Origin of the sequence: Altererythrobacter xiamenensis (genome assembly GCF_900177715.1) — a bacterium.
Lineage (GTDB): Bacteria > Pseudomonadota > Alphaproteobacteria > Sphingomonadales > Sphingomonadaceae > Erythrobacter > Erythrobacter xiamenensis.
This window is the reverse complement of sequence record NZ_FXWG01000001.1, coordinates 1,033,012-1,049,951: the sequence shown is the minus strand read 5'-3', so window position 1 is coordinate 1,049,951 and position 16,940 is coordinate 1,033,012. Positions and strand designations below refer to the sequence as shown.

Genomic DNA, 16,940 nt, shown 5'->3' with positions numbered 1-16,940 from the left:
ATGGAACTCCTCCCGATCACCATTTTCCCCGAAGGCGGGCTGGTCAGCTCGATCATCACGACCGTGTGGGTCGGGGTGTTCGTGCTGTGCTTCTTCAACCTGCGCTTCGGCTGGGTGCTGTCGGGCCTCGTGGTACCGGGCTATCTTGTCCCGCTGGTGATCGTGAAGCCTGCCGCGGCGGTGGTGATCGTGATCGAAGCGGTGCTCGCCTATGCACTGGTCTGGCTGTTCTCCGAGAAGCTGAGCCGGGGCCGCTTCCCCAGCCTGTTCGGGCGCGACCGTTTCATGGGCCTTATCCTCGCCAGCATTATCGTGCGTCTCACGATGGACGGTCTGGTGCTGCCCGAGTTCGCCGGCTGGATGGAGGAGAACTTCGACCGGCGGATCGACTGGGAGGATAATCTCCAGAGCTTCGGCCTCGTCATCATATCGCTGCTCGCCAACCAGTTCTGGAAACCGGGGCTGGCGCGCGGGCTCGTTGCAGCTGTGGTGACGATCGGGCTGACCTGGCTGATCGTGCGCTACGGGCTGATGGAGCTGACCAATTTCCGCATCAGCGGCGTGTCCTATCTCTACGAAGGCATCGCCAGCTCGATCCTCGCGAGCCCCAAGGCCTATATCATTCTCACCCTCACAGCGATGCTGGCGAGCCATGTGAACGTCAAATACGGCTGGGACTTCTCCGGCATTCTGATCCCCGCGCTGATCGCCTTGCAATGGTATCAGCCCAGCAAGATCCTCACCTCCTTCGCAGAGGCGATCGCGATCTACTGCATCGCGCGTCTGATTCTGAAACTTCCCATGATGGCCAATGTCACGATGGAGGGCGGGCGCAAGCTGCTGCTGTTCTTCAACATCAGCTTTGCCTGGAAGATGGCAGTGGGCTGGCTGATCGTGTGGCAGGGCCTCGACGTCAAGACGACCGATTTTTACGGCTTCGGCTACCTGCTCTCGACGCTGATCGCGATCAAGGCGCATGACAAGAACATCTTCCCGCGTCTCGCCCGCTCGACCTTGCAGGTCAGCCTGATGGGCGCCGTATTCGGCAACATTGTCGGCTTCACGCTGTCGGCCGCGGCGACGCGCACGCCCTGGGCAGCGGGTCCGGATGCCAGCGCCACGAGCAATTCAGTCGATCCGCGCTTCGGCTCGCTCGTCGTCGAAGCGATCGGCGATGCTCATGCGCGCAAGGTCCGTCAGGAAGCGCAGCCGCTCACGCCGCGATCGGCAGAAGCGCTGGGCGATCTGGTCGAACTGTTCGAAGCCGGTGCCCCGGTGGGCGCACCCGGCTTTGACATGGAAGCGGACGGCTGGCGCGTCGTCCAGCTGAACGGCGGGCGCATCGCCATTGCCCGTGCCGACGGCGCGGGTCACGAATTGCTGGTTTACGATCCGGCTTCGACGCGAAACCTCGCTATCGTGCTGCCGGATCCGACCGCGTCGGTCGGGCTCGGTACGGCCGCGATCTCGCTCCAGCAGAACCAGAACGCAAGCTGGCTGGTTATCGGTGCTCCAGCACCTGCCTCCGCAATCCGTTCGACCGGAGTTGTCGAAGCCTTTGCCAATGCCAGCAACCATCCTCAGATCGTCATCGGCGCATCTGCCGAAGATGCTCCTTCGCAGGTACAGTTCGAAAGTGCCGCAGCCGTCGCAGCCGATATTGCAGGCTTGAGGAAGGCGATCCCGGGCCTCGATGTCGGGATCAGGGTGGCCGCCAGAACCGGCGATGGTGATCGCGGACTGCTCGCGCTCAACCCGCGCTCTTTGCTCCACATTGCGTCACGCTCGGCTCCGCTTGCGCCCCTTTCGCTCGCGCGTGCCTGTCGCCTGCCGAAGGGCGGGGAGCAGGCCGCCGGCTGGTCCGAGGTCGAGCAACTCGCTTTCATGCGCTACGAAGTTGCCGCGCCTCTGGTTGCCGTTGCGCGCGATGATGACACCCCCTTCCTGGCCCGCGCTGCCGCGCGCCAGGCCGGTTTCGAGCTCCTGGGTTGCCGACTTGCAGGCAGGCCGCATTGGGCACTCTATTCCCCGGACCGTGCGGAAGGCTTCGTCTTCCTCGCCAAGGGAGAAGAACCGAAGCGGGCAGTGCTCGGCTATCGCAGTGAAGACAGCCTGCTGCCGCTCCGCGTCGGTGCTGCGATCCATCGCAATTGGGAGGGCGATGCCCTGTTCGTCGCCAATCGCAGCGACAGCCTGCTGCGCTCGCCGCACAGCACGGTCGATGTCGTGTGGCAGGAATGGGTCCGTCAGCAGGAGGGGATCGATAATCCGCTGACGTTCCAGTTGCGCGCGCGGCCAAAGGAGGCAGCCGGACTGCGTCGCAGCATCGATCTCGTGCTGGTCCCTGATCGACTGGGCGAACCGCCGGAAGGGTTCGGCGATCTGGTGTCCTCGATGCGTTCGGCGGGTCTGCGCCCCGTGGTCGCAGACGGCAGCCGCGAGTACGCTGGTCTCGAAGCGCGCCCGGCGATGGCGATGCGCTATTTCAACGGGACCAGCGGGCGCCGCTATGCATTTGGCTGGCTGACCATGAGCGAGGGAGGGGCGAAATGAGCCTGTCCTTCCTCGGCCGCTTTACGCTTTTCCTGGTGCTCGCGCTGATGTCGGCCTGGGCGGGCCGCGAATATGCCCTGCCGCTCGCCAACTATCTTGCCGAGGCGCAAGACTCGACCGCGCGCGATACCAAGATTTCAGGGCGTTCTCTCGCCTACCGCGTGCCGTCGGACAGGGCCATCACATTCGCTTTCTCGCAGCCCGTCGATCTCGCCAAGATTCTGGTTCACCCCGCCGTAGGCGAGGCAGACCGGGCGAAGGCCGAAGGCTTCGTTTACGGACTGCGCATCCGCTGGCTCGATGCGGCGGGCGCGGAGCTTGCCGCTTACGACCAGTTCCTTCAGGCCGATGCCCCCGATGCTGTCTTCGTATCCGGCAAGAACTGGCGTTTCTTCCGCACCCGACCCGAACTGATCGCCGAGCAGGATCAGATCATCACCGAAAGTCCTGCACCTGCTGCGCGGCTCGAGATCGAGATAATCGATGCCGATCCCGCCATCGTCGGGGTCGATTTGCGGCTCTACGAAAGGCAGCCTTTCATGGGGGCGAACGCGACCGCTGCGTTCGAGCGGCTGAGCGAACAGGACAAGGCGTGGCTCGCTGAAGCCAATGCGTTCCCTGCGGACATGCTTTCGCGCAGCGAGAAGTTCTACCTCGGACTCAATGCCTGGAAACCTGTCGGTCCACTCGGCATTGCCGGGCGCGATTATGAGGGCCTGGTGCTTTACGAAGCCAAGCTGACCGCTTCGGAGAAAGCGGCGGGGGGCGTGCAATGACCGCGCGCAAGCCGATCGTCATGGGCGGCATCGCCGCGCTTCTGGGTGCCGGAACGCTTGCCGCGCTGTTCCCGCCGCTGCGCGATGCCGGGCCGATTGCGCGCGAGGATGCTGCGGGCTTCGATCAGGCGCGGGCGCTGTTCGCATCGTATCTCGCTACGGGTGAAGCCGAAGCCCATCTACTGCGCAGCGCCGGGTTCGAAGCGGCTGATGTTCCCGAAGCGCCGGGCGCTACGCTTCTGGTCGAGCCCGAGGGCGACTGCGCCGGGCGCGGGACCTACTGGCTTCGTGAGGCCGGTGCGCCGATCGCGCTCACCGCACCGCACCGGGGTTCCGACCGGCATACAGGTGCGCTGGCGGCGGCGCTTTTCATGGAAACGGGCGCGCGCGGTGCAGGGTGGAACTCCGCGCCACGCCGGGCCAGCGAGACTTGCGCCAATGCACTTGATCTGGCGCGCGAGGAGAAGCACCCGTTCACGGCCTTCGCCTCCGCTTTTGCCGCCGAGCATCCGCACGGCCTTGTCGTTCAGTTGCACGGCTTTGACGGCGATCGGCGCGAGAGCCTCCCCGCGAGTGAAGCCGCAATGATCCTGAGCGACGGCACAAGTGCACCGTCCGACAGATTGCTCGACCTCGCCGATTGCCTCAGCCTCGCTTTCGCCCCCCGCGAAGTGCTGGTCTATCCGCATCAGACCGGCGAACTGGGCGCGCTCACCAATGCGCAGGGCCGATTGCTGCGCGCCGAGGGTTTCGGCGGTTTTGTTCATCTCGAAATTTCCGCCGACATGCGAGAGGCGCTGGTTGCCGACGATGCGCTGCGCGACAAGCTTGGCGAATGCCTGGTGGGGGCGAGCGCATGAGCTTCCTCGGAAAGATCATCGCGGCCCCCGTTGCCGATCCCACGCTGCGTCCGCTGGCCGAGCGGCTCGACGACGGGATCGCCGCGCGGCTCGTTCCCGTCCATGCCGACATGCGCGATGAGATCGTCGCCTATGCCGAGTATCGCGCGGCGCCTGCTACTGCGCGTCGCCACGCCGAAGTGGTCGCCAATTATTGCAGCCGTCAGGCCCGGACCATCGAGGATTTCGGAGCCGCCGAACAGCTCTTCCAGACTCGTCTTGCCAGCGCGGTCGACGAGGCGGAGGAGCGCGCAGCCGTGCTCGATTTCGCACGCGATCTCGGCGCAACGCGCAAACAGGCGCAAAGCGACGCAAAGGCCTTCGATGCATTCTTCGATGCCGATGCGGTGCTCGAACGATTCCACAAGCGGATCGGCGAGCGGGAGCGCGCACTGGCCTACGCGCTGGAACGTCTCGGCGCTGTGACGGCAGATGCGCTGTCCGGCGATGCCGGGATCATGCAATCGGGTTTCTTCGTCGAATTGTTCGAAGGCTTGCTCACCGATATGCGCAGCTGGCGCGGTGACGCCCGCATTCGCTACGCGGCGCATCGCTGCCTCGGCGCAATCGCCCAGCGGATAGACCACTGGCCCGAGGGGGTGTGGTTCGACAGCGTCCTGAGCGCGACGCGGCGGGTGTGTCTTGATGACAATGAAGATGTCTGGGTGCAGTGCGCCGCGCTCGACACGTTGCTGGCGCTTTCGCCGCGTTCGGTGCCGACGGTGATAGAGCGCCGCGCGACTGCCTCGCTGGCCGCCAAGACGCCGCAACAACGCGACAATGAATTGTTCCTGCGCCGCCACATCGTGCGCATGTTCTGCGCGCAATATCGCGCCATTCCGCAGCTGAAACCGCTGCTATCCGCGCTCGCCAATGATCCTGAAGGTGCGGTGCGCCAGGCCTTTGCCGAGGGCTTGCACCTGCTTCCTCACGAACAGGCCAAGGGATTGATGACGCGGCTGCGGACCGACAAGGACCCGCAGGTTCGCGCGGCGATTTTTGCCGACGCGCCGCGCATGCTCTCGCGTGTCGAGCCGACGACCTATGCGATGCATATCGCGCGCGGTCTGAAATTCGACGAGGACGAGTTCGTCCTGAGGATCGCGCTCGATGCGGCCTGCGCAACGGCCGCGCATTGCCGCCGCGAAAGCGACCCGGCGCTGGCAGAGATATGCGCCAGCCTCACCGAGGCGGTGGCGGTGTTCCGCCGCCGCGCGCTATCTTTCAAGCTGCTGCGCTGGGCTGACGAAGCGCGCGAGCGCATCTGGATCGTATCCGACGACGAGGCCGTGGCAATCGCGGGCGTCATTGGCGAGGGGATTGCAGGCCAGCTTGAGGCGGAAGTCCGCAAGATCAAGCCGCTGCGCGATTGGGTAAAGGCCGACCGTGAGAAAGTCGGCCGGGTCATGGCGGTCCTTGCCCAGAACGATTTCGGGCTCTCGCTGGACCCCAAGGGCTCACCGAGAATCCAGCGGGGCGAGTGGATCAGGCGGCGCGGCTGGCGCATCCTGTTCGAAGGGCGCAATTCGGCGACCGACAAGCGGCAGGCGCACCTCCACACCACCGGGCGGCACTACTTCGGCACCATGCTCGCGCCGAGTGCACGCATGGCCGAGCTCGCGCCGACCAAAGTGCCGGGCGAGCCCCTGTTCGAAAGCAAGGAAGGCGGCTGGCGCAATTACCTGCCGCTGATCGACCAGGTTCTGACCGCGCTGGACAAGGGGCAGACGCTCGAACTCTACACCAGTGCCGGAATTACCGAGATCGTGCCGCCGGCGGGTCTGTTCACCCGTATGCGCGCATTCTGGAAAGTGACGCGCGGCTTCGCAGCGCTGGCCGGTCTGCGCAATCGCGAACCGGACGAATATCTCGACCGGCTGCGGGCGCTCGGCCTTACGATCACTTTCCGCGGCTACGGCGACCAGGCGGAGCCCAATCCCGAAGTGATCAAGCTGTTCAGCGCGGGCGGCGTGCTGGTCGCGCTGCCGGTGCTGTGGGACAAGGCCGTCGCCTATGCCTCGACCGTTTACGAAAACAGCCTGCTCGAACTGGGCATCTTCGTGACGCTGGCAAGCCTCTGGTTCTTCGGTCGCCACGCGATCCTCGGCTGGCGCGCGCGGCGGTTGCGCAATTCGCTGAGCCTCGTCCTGGGCGGCTGGGGCACGCGCGGCAAGTCGGGCACCGAGCGGCTGAAGGCCGGGCTTATCAACGCGCTGGGCCCCTCGATCGTCTCCAAGACGACCGGTTGCGAAGCGATGTTCATCATCGGCAATCCGTTCGGCGGGCTGACCGAGATGTTCCTCTTCCGCCCCTACGACAAGGCGACGATCTGGGAGCAGTTCAACCTGCTCAAGACCAGCTACGGGCTGAAAACGCGCGTCTTCCTGTGGGAGTGCATGGGTCTCAACCCGTCCTACGTTCGCGTGCTCCAGCAGGATTGGATGCGCGACGATATCGGCACGATCACCAATACCTATCCCGATCACGAGGACGTGCAGGGTCCTGCCGGGCGCAACATCCCCGAAGTCATGTGCGAGTTCATCCCGCATGGCTCGACGCTCCTCACCACAGAAGAGGAAATGCGTCCGATCCTCGACGAAGGCGCTGCGAAGGGCGGCACCTCGATGCGGGCGGTAACCTGGAAAGAGGCGGGGCTCATTCACAAGAGCCTGCTCGAGCGGTTCCCTTACGAGGAGCACCCCTACAATATCGCGCTGGTCACCGCGATGGGTGACGAGCTGGGGCTCGAGCCCGATTACTGTATCCGCGAGATGTCCGACCGCGTGGTCGCCGACCTCGGCGTGCTCAAGACCTATCCGCGCTCGGAGATCGACGGGCGCACGCTCGAGTTCGTCATGGGCATGTCGGCCAACGAACGCTTCGGCGCGATGGGCAACTGGACCCGCATGGGTTTTGCCGAGCACGATTTGTCGCGAGATCCCGAGATCTTCGTCACCACCGTGGTCAACAACCGCGCCGACCGCGTGCCGCGCAGCCGCGTTTTCGCGCGCATGCTGGTCAACGACGTTGCTGCCGACCGGCACTTCCTGATCGGATCGAACATCGAAGGCCTGATGGGCTTCATTGACGAGGAATGGGAAGCCTATGCGAGCGGCCTGACGCTTTTCGATGACGATATCGAGCCACTTGCCAAACTCGAACAACTGGCCAAGCAGCAGCGGATCGCGGTCAATGAGAGCGAACTGGATGGTCTGCTCGCAGCCATGCTCAAACCGCAGTCGGGAACGATCGACGTGCAGAAAGCGGTGGAGGCAGCGCGCGAAGGCAGGCTGTTGTCCGAACTTCAGAGCGCGGGCGCGAGAGGCGTCGATGCGATCGCCGCACATTACGAGGCGATGGCCGGATTCCACCGCGACTATACAGCGCTCAAGGATGCGGTGGCCAAGGGCGGATCCAACGATGCGCTCGACAAGCAGACGCGAGAACTTCTTGAGCGCGCCTTCAAGGCGAAGCTCGTCCCGGTGCGCGATTTCTACATCAAGGGCGAGATGATCGTGCGACTGGTGGCGGAGAACACCCCGCCAGGCCTCGTCAACCGCATCATGGGCATGCAGAACATCAAGGGCACCGGGCTCGACTGGGTCTATCGCTGGCAGGCGTGGGAGACGGTGTGGAAGGCGTGCCAGCAGCTGCGTGCCGACGATCCGGTAGAGGTCGAGCGCGGTTACCGCATGCTCGCCAGCTTCCAGGAATATGGCGTGCTTTCCGATGCCGAGGTGCGCGACGCCGTGGCCAGCCTGCGCGAGCGGATCGACCAGGTGCCCTCGATCGCACCTGCCCAGCTCGATGCGATCGAGGCGCGTCTTGCCGAACAGATGAAGAAGTTCGATGCGGCGGAGCATGAGGCCGATGCCGGTGCGGACGACGATTCCGCCAACTGGTTCGCCGAGGCGGGCGACCGGCTGATCAACTTTACCGAAGCCTTTGCCGATGCGGGCGATGCGGTGCGCCGTCGCAAGGCATCGGACCGAATCTACAAGGCGCTGATCGCGGAACAGATCTCGCTTCAGCGCGCCGCAAGCGAATTGAAGGAACTGACCGCGCGCCAGAAGGGCGGCTGGCTTTCGAAATCGATCAAGGAACGCGCGCGCAGCATCGCCGAATGGCGCAAGGCCGCCTGAGGGAACGCCTAGACCACGTCGAGGACCAACCCCATTTCCTTGGCCTCCTCGGCATCGATATACCAGTTTGACGGGGCGCGCTTCTGGATTTCCTCCAGGTCAACCTCGGAGCCATCGGCGATCGCGGCAAAGCCTTCGTTCTCTATCTCGATGGATTGCTTCACTTCGTTGAGCTTCGCCTCGAGTGTAGCGATGCAGGAGGATAGCGGTCCGTTCAACGTAATCGTCTGGGCCAGCTGGCGCTCGTGGATCATCAGCCGCGTACCCTTGGTCAGAAAGCGGTTCTTCCGCTCGAAGAAACTCATGAAGGTAGCGCCCGCCGAATAGACGGCTTGCTTGCCGAGGAAGATCGCGTTCGTTTCGTTGAACTTCTTGAGCAACCGGATGTCGTCTCCCATGGCGCGCGCGATCTCGGGATTGCCGCCAAGCGTGCATAGCGAGATGACGATGTTTTCCTTGTCGGTCGACGCTTCTAACTCGTCCCGGAATTTCTTGTAGAGCGCTTCATCGATGGTGCCGAAAAGCCTGATGTGCGGCTCGGCGAGCAATGGATAATCGTTCTTGCTGGACATTCAGATGCCTTTGCCACTGTGTGGATGACTGCGCGCCAAGGCCGATTGCAGCCAAGGCAGCCTTCAGTCGAGATAGGGCGCAAGCTGGGAGAAAAGATCAGACAGCGCCCGGGATCTGGGGTTTGAACGCAATCTGGCGAGGGCCGGTTCCACTTCCAGCCTGAATTCGGAGACGCCGGAGCTGGTCGAAAGCCTTTCCCCGCCGAGGCGAAACAGGAACCTGACGGCGGCATCGTTCTCTGCGAGTGTTTGCGCCTGCAGGACTTCGATCCCGTGGGCATGGCAATCCACCAGAAGAACCGCCGTGAGGAGCGTACCCACTCCGGCTTCCTGGTATCTATCAAGCACAGCGACCGACATGTCGACCTCTCCCGATTTATCACTCCGGATAGCATGGACAGCGCCCATCGCTGGACGGTCGGCGTCATTCATGTCGATCGCGCCCCATGCCAGGTGATGCTCGCCATCGACGTCCAGCAATCGATCGATCACCTGATCGGGCGGGGTCGGAGCAACCGACATGAAGCGCAAGTATCTCGATCGGGGAGAGAGAGCGGCAATGCCCTCTCGCAACCTGCCTTCATCGTCCTTGCCGATGCTGCGAATGCAGATTGTGTGAGTCTCATCCACCTCGAGATGGACGACGGCTGATCGAATGCCTGACTTCTGTGCAGTCATACGGATTGCATATCAGCATTCTTGCCGATTTCTAAGTCTGACGAGACGGGGCCCGGGCCTCATTTTCGCCCACCCGCCAAGCCGCAGTCGGCAGCCCGGCATCGTGCCAATCTCGCGAGCTTCGCTGCTGCTTCTTCTACCGCGAGAAACTGGCGTGCATCGCCGAAATACGACCGAATAACTGTGGGATCGACTTATCCAAACTAGTCATAGCTACCCGTTTATTGGCGATAAATTGCGCAAGAACAGGGCGGCGAGACTAAAATATTGCCTGGTTCCAACATTTGTTGGGGTGTGGCCGCGCAAAATGATTCATAACCTGCTTTGGCGATAGGTCGTCTCTGATCGCCCCCTCCCTCCGCTCTCCCGCCTTCTGACCCACACCCCCCCCGGCGGGAGAGCGGTCTAGGGGGCCTCGAATATGCAGAGCCAACATTTGTTGTCGCGCGGGCGACGTCGGCGGGCATTCTGGACGAACTGGAGGGATCGATGAACGAATACAAACTGCGATTCATGCAACGCGGCGGCGTGAACGGTGCGTCGGAATTGGTTCCAATCGACGCATCCTCGGCACAGGAAGCGCTTTCGATCGCCCAGCAGCGGATCGGAAAAGGCACCGCGGAATTGCTTCACGGAGAGCGGCGGCTCGCCCGGATCAGGAATGCCGGGACGCCCGAAGCGCCCATCTGGCAGATCGACTGAAGCCCGTTTAAAGCGCGCCTCTTCTACCTATTCCCGGAAACCCTCGGACGTTTCTCGCCACGCGTGAGCAACCAGGCAGAACTGTCCAGCACAGCACTTGCCCCGGCAGGCTTGGCGATGATCAGATCGTCGGAGAACTCGTCGGGCAATTGTATGTTCGAGCCATATCCCGTGACGAACACAATCGGCACGCCTGCCGCATTCAGCTTCTTGGCGAACGGGAGAATATCGCCGTTCTCCAACGCAAAATCGAGAACGCCCAGGTCGATATCGGAAATGTCGATTTCCAGGGCTGGCTCGATTCGGGTGAAGGGGCCGATCACATTGGCCCCTGCAGATTCGAGCATGTGCGCATGCTGTTCCGCAATCAGCCATTCGTCGTCGACGATCACCACATTCTTGTCAGTGAGAACGTCATGAGGCACGCGCCGAGCCTTGATGGTGGTCGCGCGGTCAATTTCTTCGACTTGCGATACATTCTTCTCCGACATCCGGAATGACAGCCGCAGCCCCGACTTTTCCCAATTCGTCTTGATTTCCGAACCGAGCTCACTTCCGGCAATCCGGTCGATCACCGTGGTGCCAAACCCGGTATGCGTCGGCTCGGAAACCGGCGGGCCACCTTCTTCGACCCATTCCAGTTCCACCGATCCGTCCAACTCGCTCGAACGGGTCCATTTGACGCTGAGGCGGCCTTCGGGAACCGACAGCGCGCCATATTTGATCGCGTTCGTCGTGAGCTCATGGAATAGCATCGAGAGCGCCTGAGCAGAGCTTGGCGAGACCGACACTTCCGGGCCGCTCAGTTCGACCTGTTCGTCGAGGCCGTGGGTTCTCAATTCTTCCTGTAGCAACGCCCGCAGGTTCGTGCCCAGCCAGCGACTTTGGGCCAGCAGGCTATGTGTGCGTGCAATGGCGCTGAGGCGATCGGTAAATGAAGAGGTGAAAGCATCGACGCTGTTGGTCTTCTTGGAGGTGATTTGACAGATCGAGAGGATGACTGCGAGCAGGTTCTTCACCCGATGGTCCAGCTCGCGCATCATGAATTGCGCCTGTTCTTCGGTTCGTTTGCTCTCGGTAATATCGGCGTTGATGCCGATAATCGTGCCGTTGCTCATCCGCTCACCCTTGCCGGCGAGCCAGATTTCCTCGCCATCCGGACGAATGAAGCGAAATTCGGCTTCGAAGAATGCGCCGTGATCGACAGTTTGCTGAAACAGATGTTTGATCCGTTCCTGGTCCTCAGGATGAATCCGCTCCATGAAAGCGTCCATCTTGGGGCTTGAGGTCTTGCTGCCGAGACCCGTGATGGTTCTCAACTTCTGGTCCCAGGTCGCGGCACCTGTCTCGGGTTCGATCGTCCACAGGCCCATGTCGGCAACCCGAAGCGCCAGAGACAAGGTCACGCTTTCCTTCGCCAGCATCCGCTCTCGCTGATTCTGCGAAATCGCCATCGAAATGAGGTTGGCGACTGCCTGCAACATGTCGAGGTCGCGTTTGCCGAAGTGGTTCGGCTCCCGGTCGTGCAGGCCGAGGGCACCCCAGGGCTTCCCGCCCACTGAAATGACTATGCTGATTCCCGACTGGACCTTGTGGTCGACCAGCAACTGAGGCGCTTCGAACCTGCGCTCATCCTTGAAGTCTTCGACGAGGATCGGGCGGCTTTCGCGAAGCGTATAGCCCCCCTGGCTCTTGCGGTCCGTCTCGACACGGGCCGATCCGACCAGCCCGTTGTTCCAGCCAGTCCCTGCGACCAATTTCAAACAGTCTTCGTCCGTATCGAGCTGGAGAATCTTGGCATAATCGCAACTCATAGCCTCTCGCAATGCGCCGCAGGCTTCGCTGAGGAAGTCGTCGATGGTAAGATCGGAGAGGGCCTTTTCACCGAGCTGCGCGAGAATCCGCGCCTGCTTCTCGCGGGCGGCCAACTGCGCAATGACCGTCGCCTTCTCGGTTATGTCCATGAAGGTCGCGACGACGCCGCCAATGCGTTCGTCCGAGGTCCGATAAGGCTGGATCCGCCGCGAGTAGACCGCGCCTGAACTGGATTCGACCTCCCGCTCCCTTGGCTGCAAATCGGCGAGGACGGCTTTTGCATCTTCGGTCAGGTGCGGATCGTCGACCTTTGCCGCGAGTTCGCTCAGCGGTCTTCCGACGTCGCCATCGCGTAGCTCGATCAGACCGCTCATGGTCGAGGTAAAGCTCGAGATATTGAGGTCCTGGTCCAGGAAGAGCACCGGCAGACGCGTGGACGTGATGAGGTTCCTGAGATCGTCGGTCGTCTTCTCGACTTCGCTGATCTTGTCTTCGAGCTGATGGTTTACCGTGACGAGCTCTTCGTTGAGCGACTGTAGCTCTTCACGGCTGGTTTCGAGCTCCTCGTTGGTCGACTGAAGCTCTTCGTTCGAGACCATCGCCTCTTCGTGGCTGGCCTTGAGCTCTTCATTCGAAGTCTCGAGTTCCTCGATTGTGGTCTGAAGGTCCTCGCGCACGATCTCGAGCTCATGCTCGAGGTGCTTGACGTAATCCTGATCGTTATCGCCGCCTTCCATCGCCGGTTTGGCAGGTTCGCCCTCGATCTCGACGAAGGTGACGATGAATGCCGGATCGCTATCTTCAGATCGGTCGGGCAGCAGCTCGCAATCGATCCGGATATTCACTTCGCTGTCCGACAGGTGGACCGTGGTATGTCGGTCTTCGACTTTCGCGCCTGACGATGCCTTGCGCACGGCGTTGCGAACTCTCGCCTTGAGGGAACTGGGCAAGAGGCTGTAGATATTGTTGGTGGGTTCGCCTTCCGGGGTTTCGATGAAGCGCCGGACGGCTCCGGAGTAATGCAGGATATTACCCGGCATATCGACCACCACCCCGGCCGGAGCGTATCGATCCAGCAGCGACCGCCTGACGAGATCGCTCAGGTCGCGACCACTCTCGCGCCGCCCCTCAGTGAGAAAGCTGGTCACTTCGGACCGGCTCTTGCTGCTGCTGCCGTTGCGACTGAACTGTGCGCTGGAGCGGCCGGGTTTCCGCCGGTAGATGTGCGATCTGGCAGAGATCGGTTTGAACAGCGTGACCTTGGAGGGCACGGATTCAGAGGTGCCCAGTGCGAGGAAGCCGTTTTCCTTGAGGGCGAAATGGAATGTTTCGATCAGCTGCCCTTGGTGCTCGGCATCAAGGTAGATGAGCAGATTGCGGCAGGAAATCAGGTCGAGGCGCGAGAAGGGCGGATCGCTCAAGAGGTTCTGCTGGGCAAAGACGACGCGTTCCCTGAGGCGCTTCTTGACGCGATAGCCGGAATTCTCGCCCTCGAAGAACCGGCTGAGCCGCTCTTCGGAGACATCGCCTGCGATACTGGCAGGGTAGCGCCCCTCTCGGCCCTTCGAAATCGCATCTTCATCGAGGTCGGTTGCAAAGATCTGCCAGTCGCACGGAGGTTTGATCTGCGCACAGGCTTCATCGAACAGGATGGCGTAGGAATAGGCCTCCTCGCCACTGGAACAGGCGGGAACCCAGACCCGGATCGGCTTGCCCTGCGCATTCTCGGCGAGCGGTTTGATAACCTCCTCGGCCAGTTCCTCCCAGAACTCGCGATCGCGGAAGAATGACGTCACGTTGATCAGCATGTCCTCGACGAGCTGGTTCATCTCTTGAGGGTCAGAGCGCAGGTGCTCGACATAATCCCCAAGCGTATCGAAGCGAAGAAGGTTCATGCGCCTGCGAACCCGACGGCTGATCGTGCCGGGCTTATACGCATGAAAATCATAACCGAGACGCGCCTTGAGCAGCGCCAGAGCTGCATGCAAATCCGCCCGCTGGAAATCCTTGCCGACATCTTCGGAACTTTGTTTGGCGAAGCGGATGATGCCATCGCAGATTTCCGAAATGGTCCCCACTTCATCGGCATGGTTCCCATCGATCGCGGCTCGAGGCATACCGTCGTAGAGCGCGGTCTCCGGCGATTGTGCGAAGGTCACACCGCCAGCACCCTTGATGGCTCGCAAGCCCAATGTTCCGTCGGTTCCGGTGCCGGAAAGGACGACGCCTGCCGACTGCGGGCCGGCAGCATCGGCGAGCGAACGCATGAAATAGTCGATCGGCATCCGCGATCCGTGCGGTACGGGCGGTTCCTCGCTGAACAGCCCGTGGTCGACGATCTTCAGATATCGGCCGGGCGGCAGGATATAGATATGACCTCGCTCAACCGGCATATCCTTGTCGGCTTCCACACATGGCAGTTTCGCATTTCGCGAGAGGATATTGACGAGCTGGCTTTCATGATCGGGGGCGAGGTGCTGCAGGATTACAAAGGTAGCCTTGGTGTCGGCAGGAATGCATTCCACCAACGCCTTGAGCGCTTCGATTCCGCCGGCAGATGCACCGACGGCCACAACCGGGTGGTTGAAGGCGGACATTAGGAAGACCTCGATTCGGCGATGGCAAACGGCACTACAGCACAATGCCGGAGGAAAGTAGGGCGTCGCGATGGTATATTAATCATGACCGTCTCCGCCATACCCGCTGGTGAAGCGGCGGTAGTCCAACTGTGCTTCGAGCTTTTCCGCGTTCGGAAGGCAGAAATACCCGGCGCGCCGTGTCAGCTCTCCTGCCTCCTGCATCTTGGCCAGCGTTCGGTTCACATGAACTTCCGTCATGCCTGCCAGATCGGCGATCTCTTCCTGTGTGAAGCCGAGCGGGAGCCAATCGTCCTCATTGCCGCTCAGCCTGTATTCTTCCCGCAGATCGAGCAGGAAGATCGACAGGCGGTGCGGGGCGGGCAGGGAAATCAGCGCGCGGATGCGTTGGGAATTGCGCAGGGTTCGCGCCAGTTCGAGCCGGCGGAGCGCTGCGGCAAACGAAACATTCGACTTGAGGATCTCTCCGAACCTTGCCGGATCAACGAGGGCGAGCGAGCTGTTCGGTTTGAGCATGAGATTGCATTGGTAGTCCGGCGAGCGCAGCCTTGGCCAATTGCAAATTGCCCCGGGCCCAAAAATATCGTCGATGTGGCGCTTGCCGCCCGGCAGGAATGTGAAGCTGTATGCCAGACCCTCTTCCAGGACATACATTGATTGGCGGCCGTCGGTATCAGCCCAGATCGGCTGCACCGTCTCGATAGATTTGCGTCCGATGACGGCAGGCGTCAGATCCGGGAAAGCGATATTTTCGCCAAGGGTTGCCAGACGCCGCGCGAATTGGGGCAGTCCGGGCGTTGCGGTGAGACCGCGATTGCCCGGAGTATTCGCCGTACTGTTCGGGCCAGCATTGGCGGCCATTCGATACCTGCTCCTCAATCACACCCTGCACCAGGAATGCAAAGCGTGACGCCCATGCCCCGGAAATTCCGCCAGACTTTTCCGAAGTTTGCCGGCGTAAGGATCGGCTGGACTGCTCGACTGGCTCATTACGATGCCGTGGGCCGGTTCAAAAAATCGGACGGACTTTCCCCAAAACTCCCCCCAACCTTAATGACTTACGGTGATTCGGCAACGGTTGCTTTCGATAACAAATGGGCCGGAGGGGGCTGGCCTTGCGGCTGGGCTTGCGGCTGGGCTTGGCGGCTCTCGAAATTGCCAAATCCTCGCGCGGCTTCGCAACACGCCCTTGGCCAGCGGGCCTGCCACTATTCCCGGCGGGTCGAAGAAGAGGATTATTGAAGGAGTAAGGCGCGCGCCCGGCACGGCGGCGACGCCTCGTTCGCTTAAGGTCTTCGACCTCGATCTCGGGTAAAAACCAAGAGTGACTGGTGCGCGACGCAGTTTGTAGCGAACGCGTCTCTTGCCTGATTTCCCTGTTTTGCAGGGAATCTACAGGGAATTCGAAAGTTTTCAGCCCTTCCTCGGCGCGCTACAGCGCTTCAAACCCGCAGAAAACTGCCATTCCTCGGGTTTAATTCCCTACGCGGGAAGCAGGGAACTTCTCCGGCTGAAGCAGGGAAGGCTTTGCGAGAGATCAGGGAAACGCTTTGTCCCAGGCAGGGAATGGGGACGTACCCTATTCGTCGTCGTCGAGCTCAGCCTGGAGCAGGGTCAGCGCAAAGCCGTTGCGCTGTCCAAGTGCCTGTTCGGTAAGGGCCAGGACGCGCTCGCAATCTCGTTCCGACAGCCATGTGTCGGCTTCGACTTCCTCCTTCTCCGAGAAGGCCCTTGGCTCCATTGGTTCGGCTGCAATCGCTTCGGGAGGAAGGGTCTTGCGTCGCGATACGGTCAGAAACGGAAAGTCCTCATGGCGGTAGAAGCGTTCGACCCGCCCGTGGCGCGAGACGATCACTGCAATTGGTTCTCTGTGGGCGTCGACAAAGGCGCGGGCGATCGCTTCCTTGCTGACTGCAAAGTCGCGCGCCATGGCAACGAGGTTTTCGAGCGATACGCCTGATCGGCCAACATACTCCCGAATGCGTTTAGGCGGCATGGGCAGCTGGGCAGCAAAGGAGTTGGCTTCACCCTCGATGCGCCGCCGTTTATCCATGCTTCGCGGATCGAGCATATGCAGATCGCCGAGCGCGCATTGCCTATGCTGATCAGCGCGGGGGTAGTGCGCCTCAATCAGAAAATGCCCAAGTTCGTGCGTGGGCTATCGAAAAGCGCCGCCGTAGCTTGGGACTGCTCAGTTACTTTGCCG

General features: G+C 61.7%; 9 protein-coding genes and 1 pseudogene. 5 read left to right on the top strand and 5 right to left on the bottom strand.

Annotated elements, in window-relative coordinates; translation table 11 throughout:
• Genes CCE89_RS05130 through CCE89_RS05115 form a run of 4 tightly spaced genes read left to right on the top strand, consistent with a single transcriptional unit; the run spans position 1 to position 8,370 of the window.
• Positions 1–2,553, top strand: a complete 2,553-nt coding sequence (locus CCE89_RS05130; RefSeq protein WP_086436886.1) for a poly-gamma-glutamate biosynthesis protein PgsC/CapC — start codon at positions 1–3, stop codon at positions 2,551–2,553.
• Positions 2,550–3,329, top strand: a complete 780-nt coding sequence (locus tag CCE89_RS05125) for a hypothetical protein (protein ID WP_086436885.1) — start codon at positions 2,550–2,552, stop codon at positions 3,327–3,329. The genes CCE89_RS05130 and CCE89_RS05125 overlap by 4 nt, the downstream gene beginning before the upstream one ends.
• Positions 3,326–4,189 carry a hypothetical protein gene (locus tag CCE89_RS05120; RefSeq protein WP_086436884.1) on the top strand — a complete coding sequence of 288 codons (864 nt, stop codon included), beginning with the start codon at positions 3,326–3,328 and terminating at the stop codon, positions 4,187–4,189. The genes CCE89_RS05125 and CCE89_RS05120 overlap by 4 nt, the downstream gene beginning before the upstream one ends.
• Entirely contained in the window at positions 4,186–8,370 is a 4,185-nt protein-coding gene (locus CCE89_RS05115) for a hypothetical protein (protein WP_086436883.1), read from the top strand. Before CCE89_RS05120 ends, CCE89_RS05115 begins: the two co-directional genes overlap by 4 nt.
• Before the next feature lie 8 nt (positions 8,371–8,378).
• Here the strand turns inward: CCE89_RS05115 and CCE89_RS05110 are convergent, their stop codons facing one another.
• Both CCE89_RS05110 and CCE89_RS05105 read right to left on the bottom strand, forming a co-directional pair.
• Positions 8,379–8,942 carry an ATP-dependent Clp protease proteolytic subunit gene (locus tag CCE89_RS05110; RefSeq protein ID WP_086436882.1) on the bottom strand — a complete coding sequence of 188 codons (564 nt, stop codon included), beginning with the start codon at positions 8,940–8,942 and terminating at the stop codon, positions 8,379–8,381.
• A 63-nt stretch (positions 8,943–9,005) separates the two neighbouring features.
• The gene (locus tag CCE89_RS05105; RefSeq protein WP_086436881.1) at positions 9,006–9,620 is read right to left on the bottom strand and encodes a GNAT family N-acetyltransferase; all 615 of its coding nucleotides are present in this window, start codon (positions 9,618–9,620) and stop codon (positions 9,006–9,008) included.
• A 489-nt stretch (positions 9,621–10,109) separates the two neighbouring features.
• Here CCE89_RS05105 and CCE89_RS05100 point away from each other — a divergent pair, with 489 nt between their 5' ends.
• Positions 10,110–10,322: a hypothetical protein gene (locus tag CCE89_RS05100; RefSeq protein ID WP_086436880.1), complete on the top strand. Its 213-nt coding sequence runs from the start codon at positions 10,110–10,112 to the stop codon at positions 10,320–10,322.
• A 23-nt stretch (positions 10,323–10,345) separates the two neighbouring features.
• Here the strand turns inward: CCE89_RS05100 and CCE89_RS05095 are convergent, their stop codons facing one another.
• The 3 genes and pseudogenes from CCE89_RS05095 to CCE89_RS05085 all read right to left on the bottom strand — a co-directional run.
• Entirely contained in the window at positions 10,346–14,734 is a 4,389-nt protein-coding gene (locus tag CCE89_RS05095) for a CheR family methyltransferase (protein ID WP_086436879.1), read from the bottom strand.
• Between the two features lie 78 nt (positions 14,735–14,812).
• Positions 14,813–15,595, bottom strand: a complete 783-nt coding sequence (locus CCE89_RS05090; RefSeq protein WP_086436878.1) for a Crp/Fnr family transcriptional regulator — start codon at positions 15,593–15,595, stop codon at positions 14,813–14,815.
• 718 nt (positions 15,596–16,313) lie between these two features.
• A pseudogene (locus CCE89_RS05085) lies at positions 16,314–16,874 on the bottom strand (ImmA/IrrE family metallo-endopeptidase); the annotation flags it as partial.
• Positions 16,875–16,940: the final 66 nt, after the last annotated feature.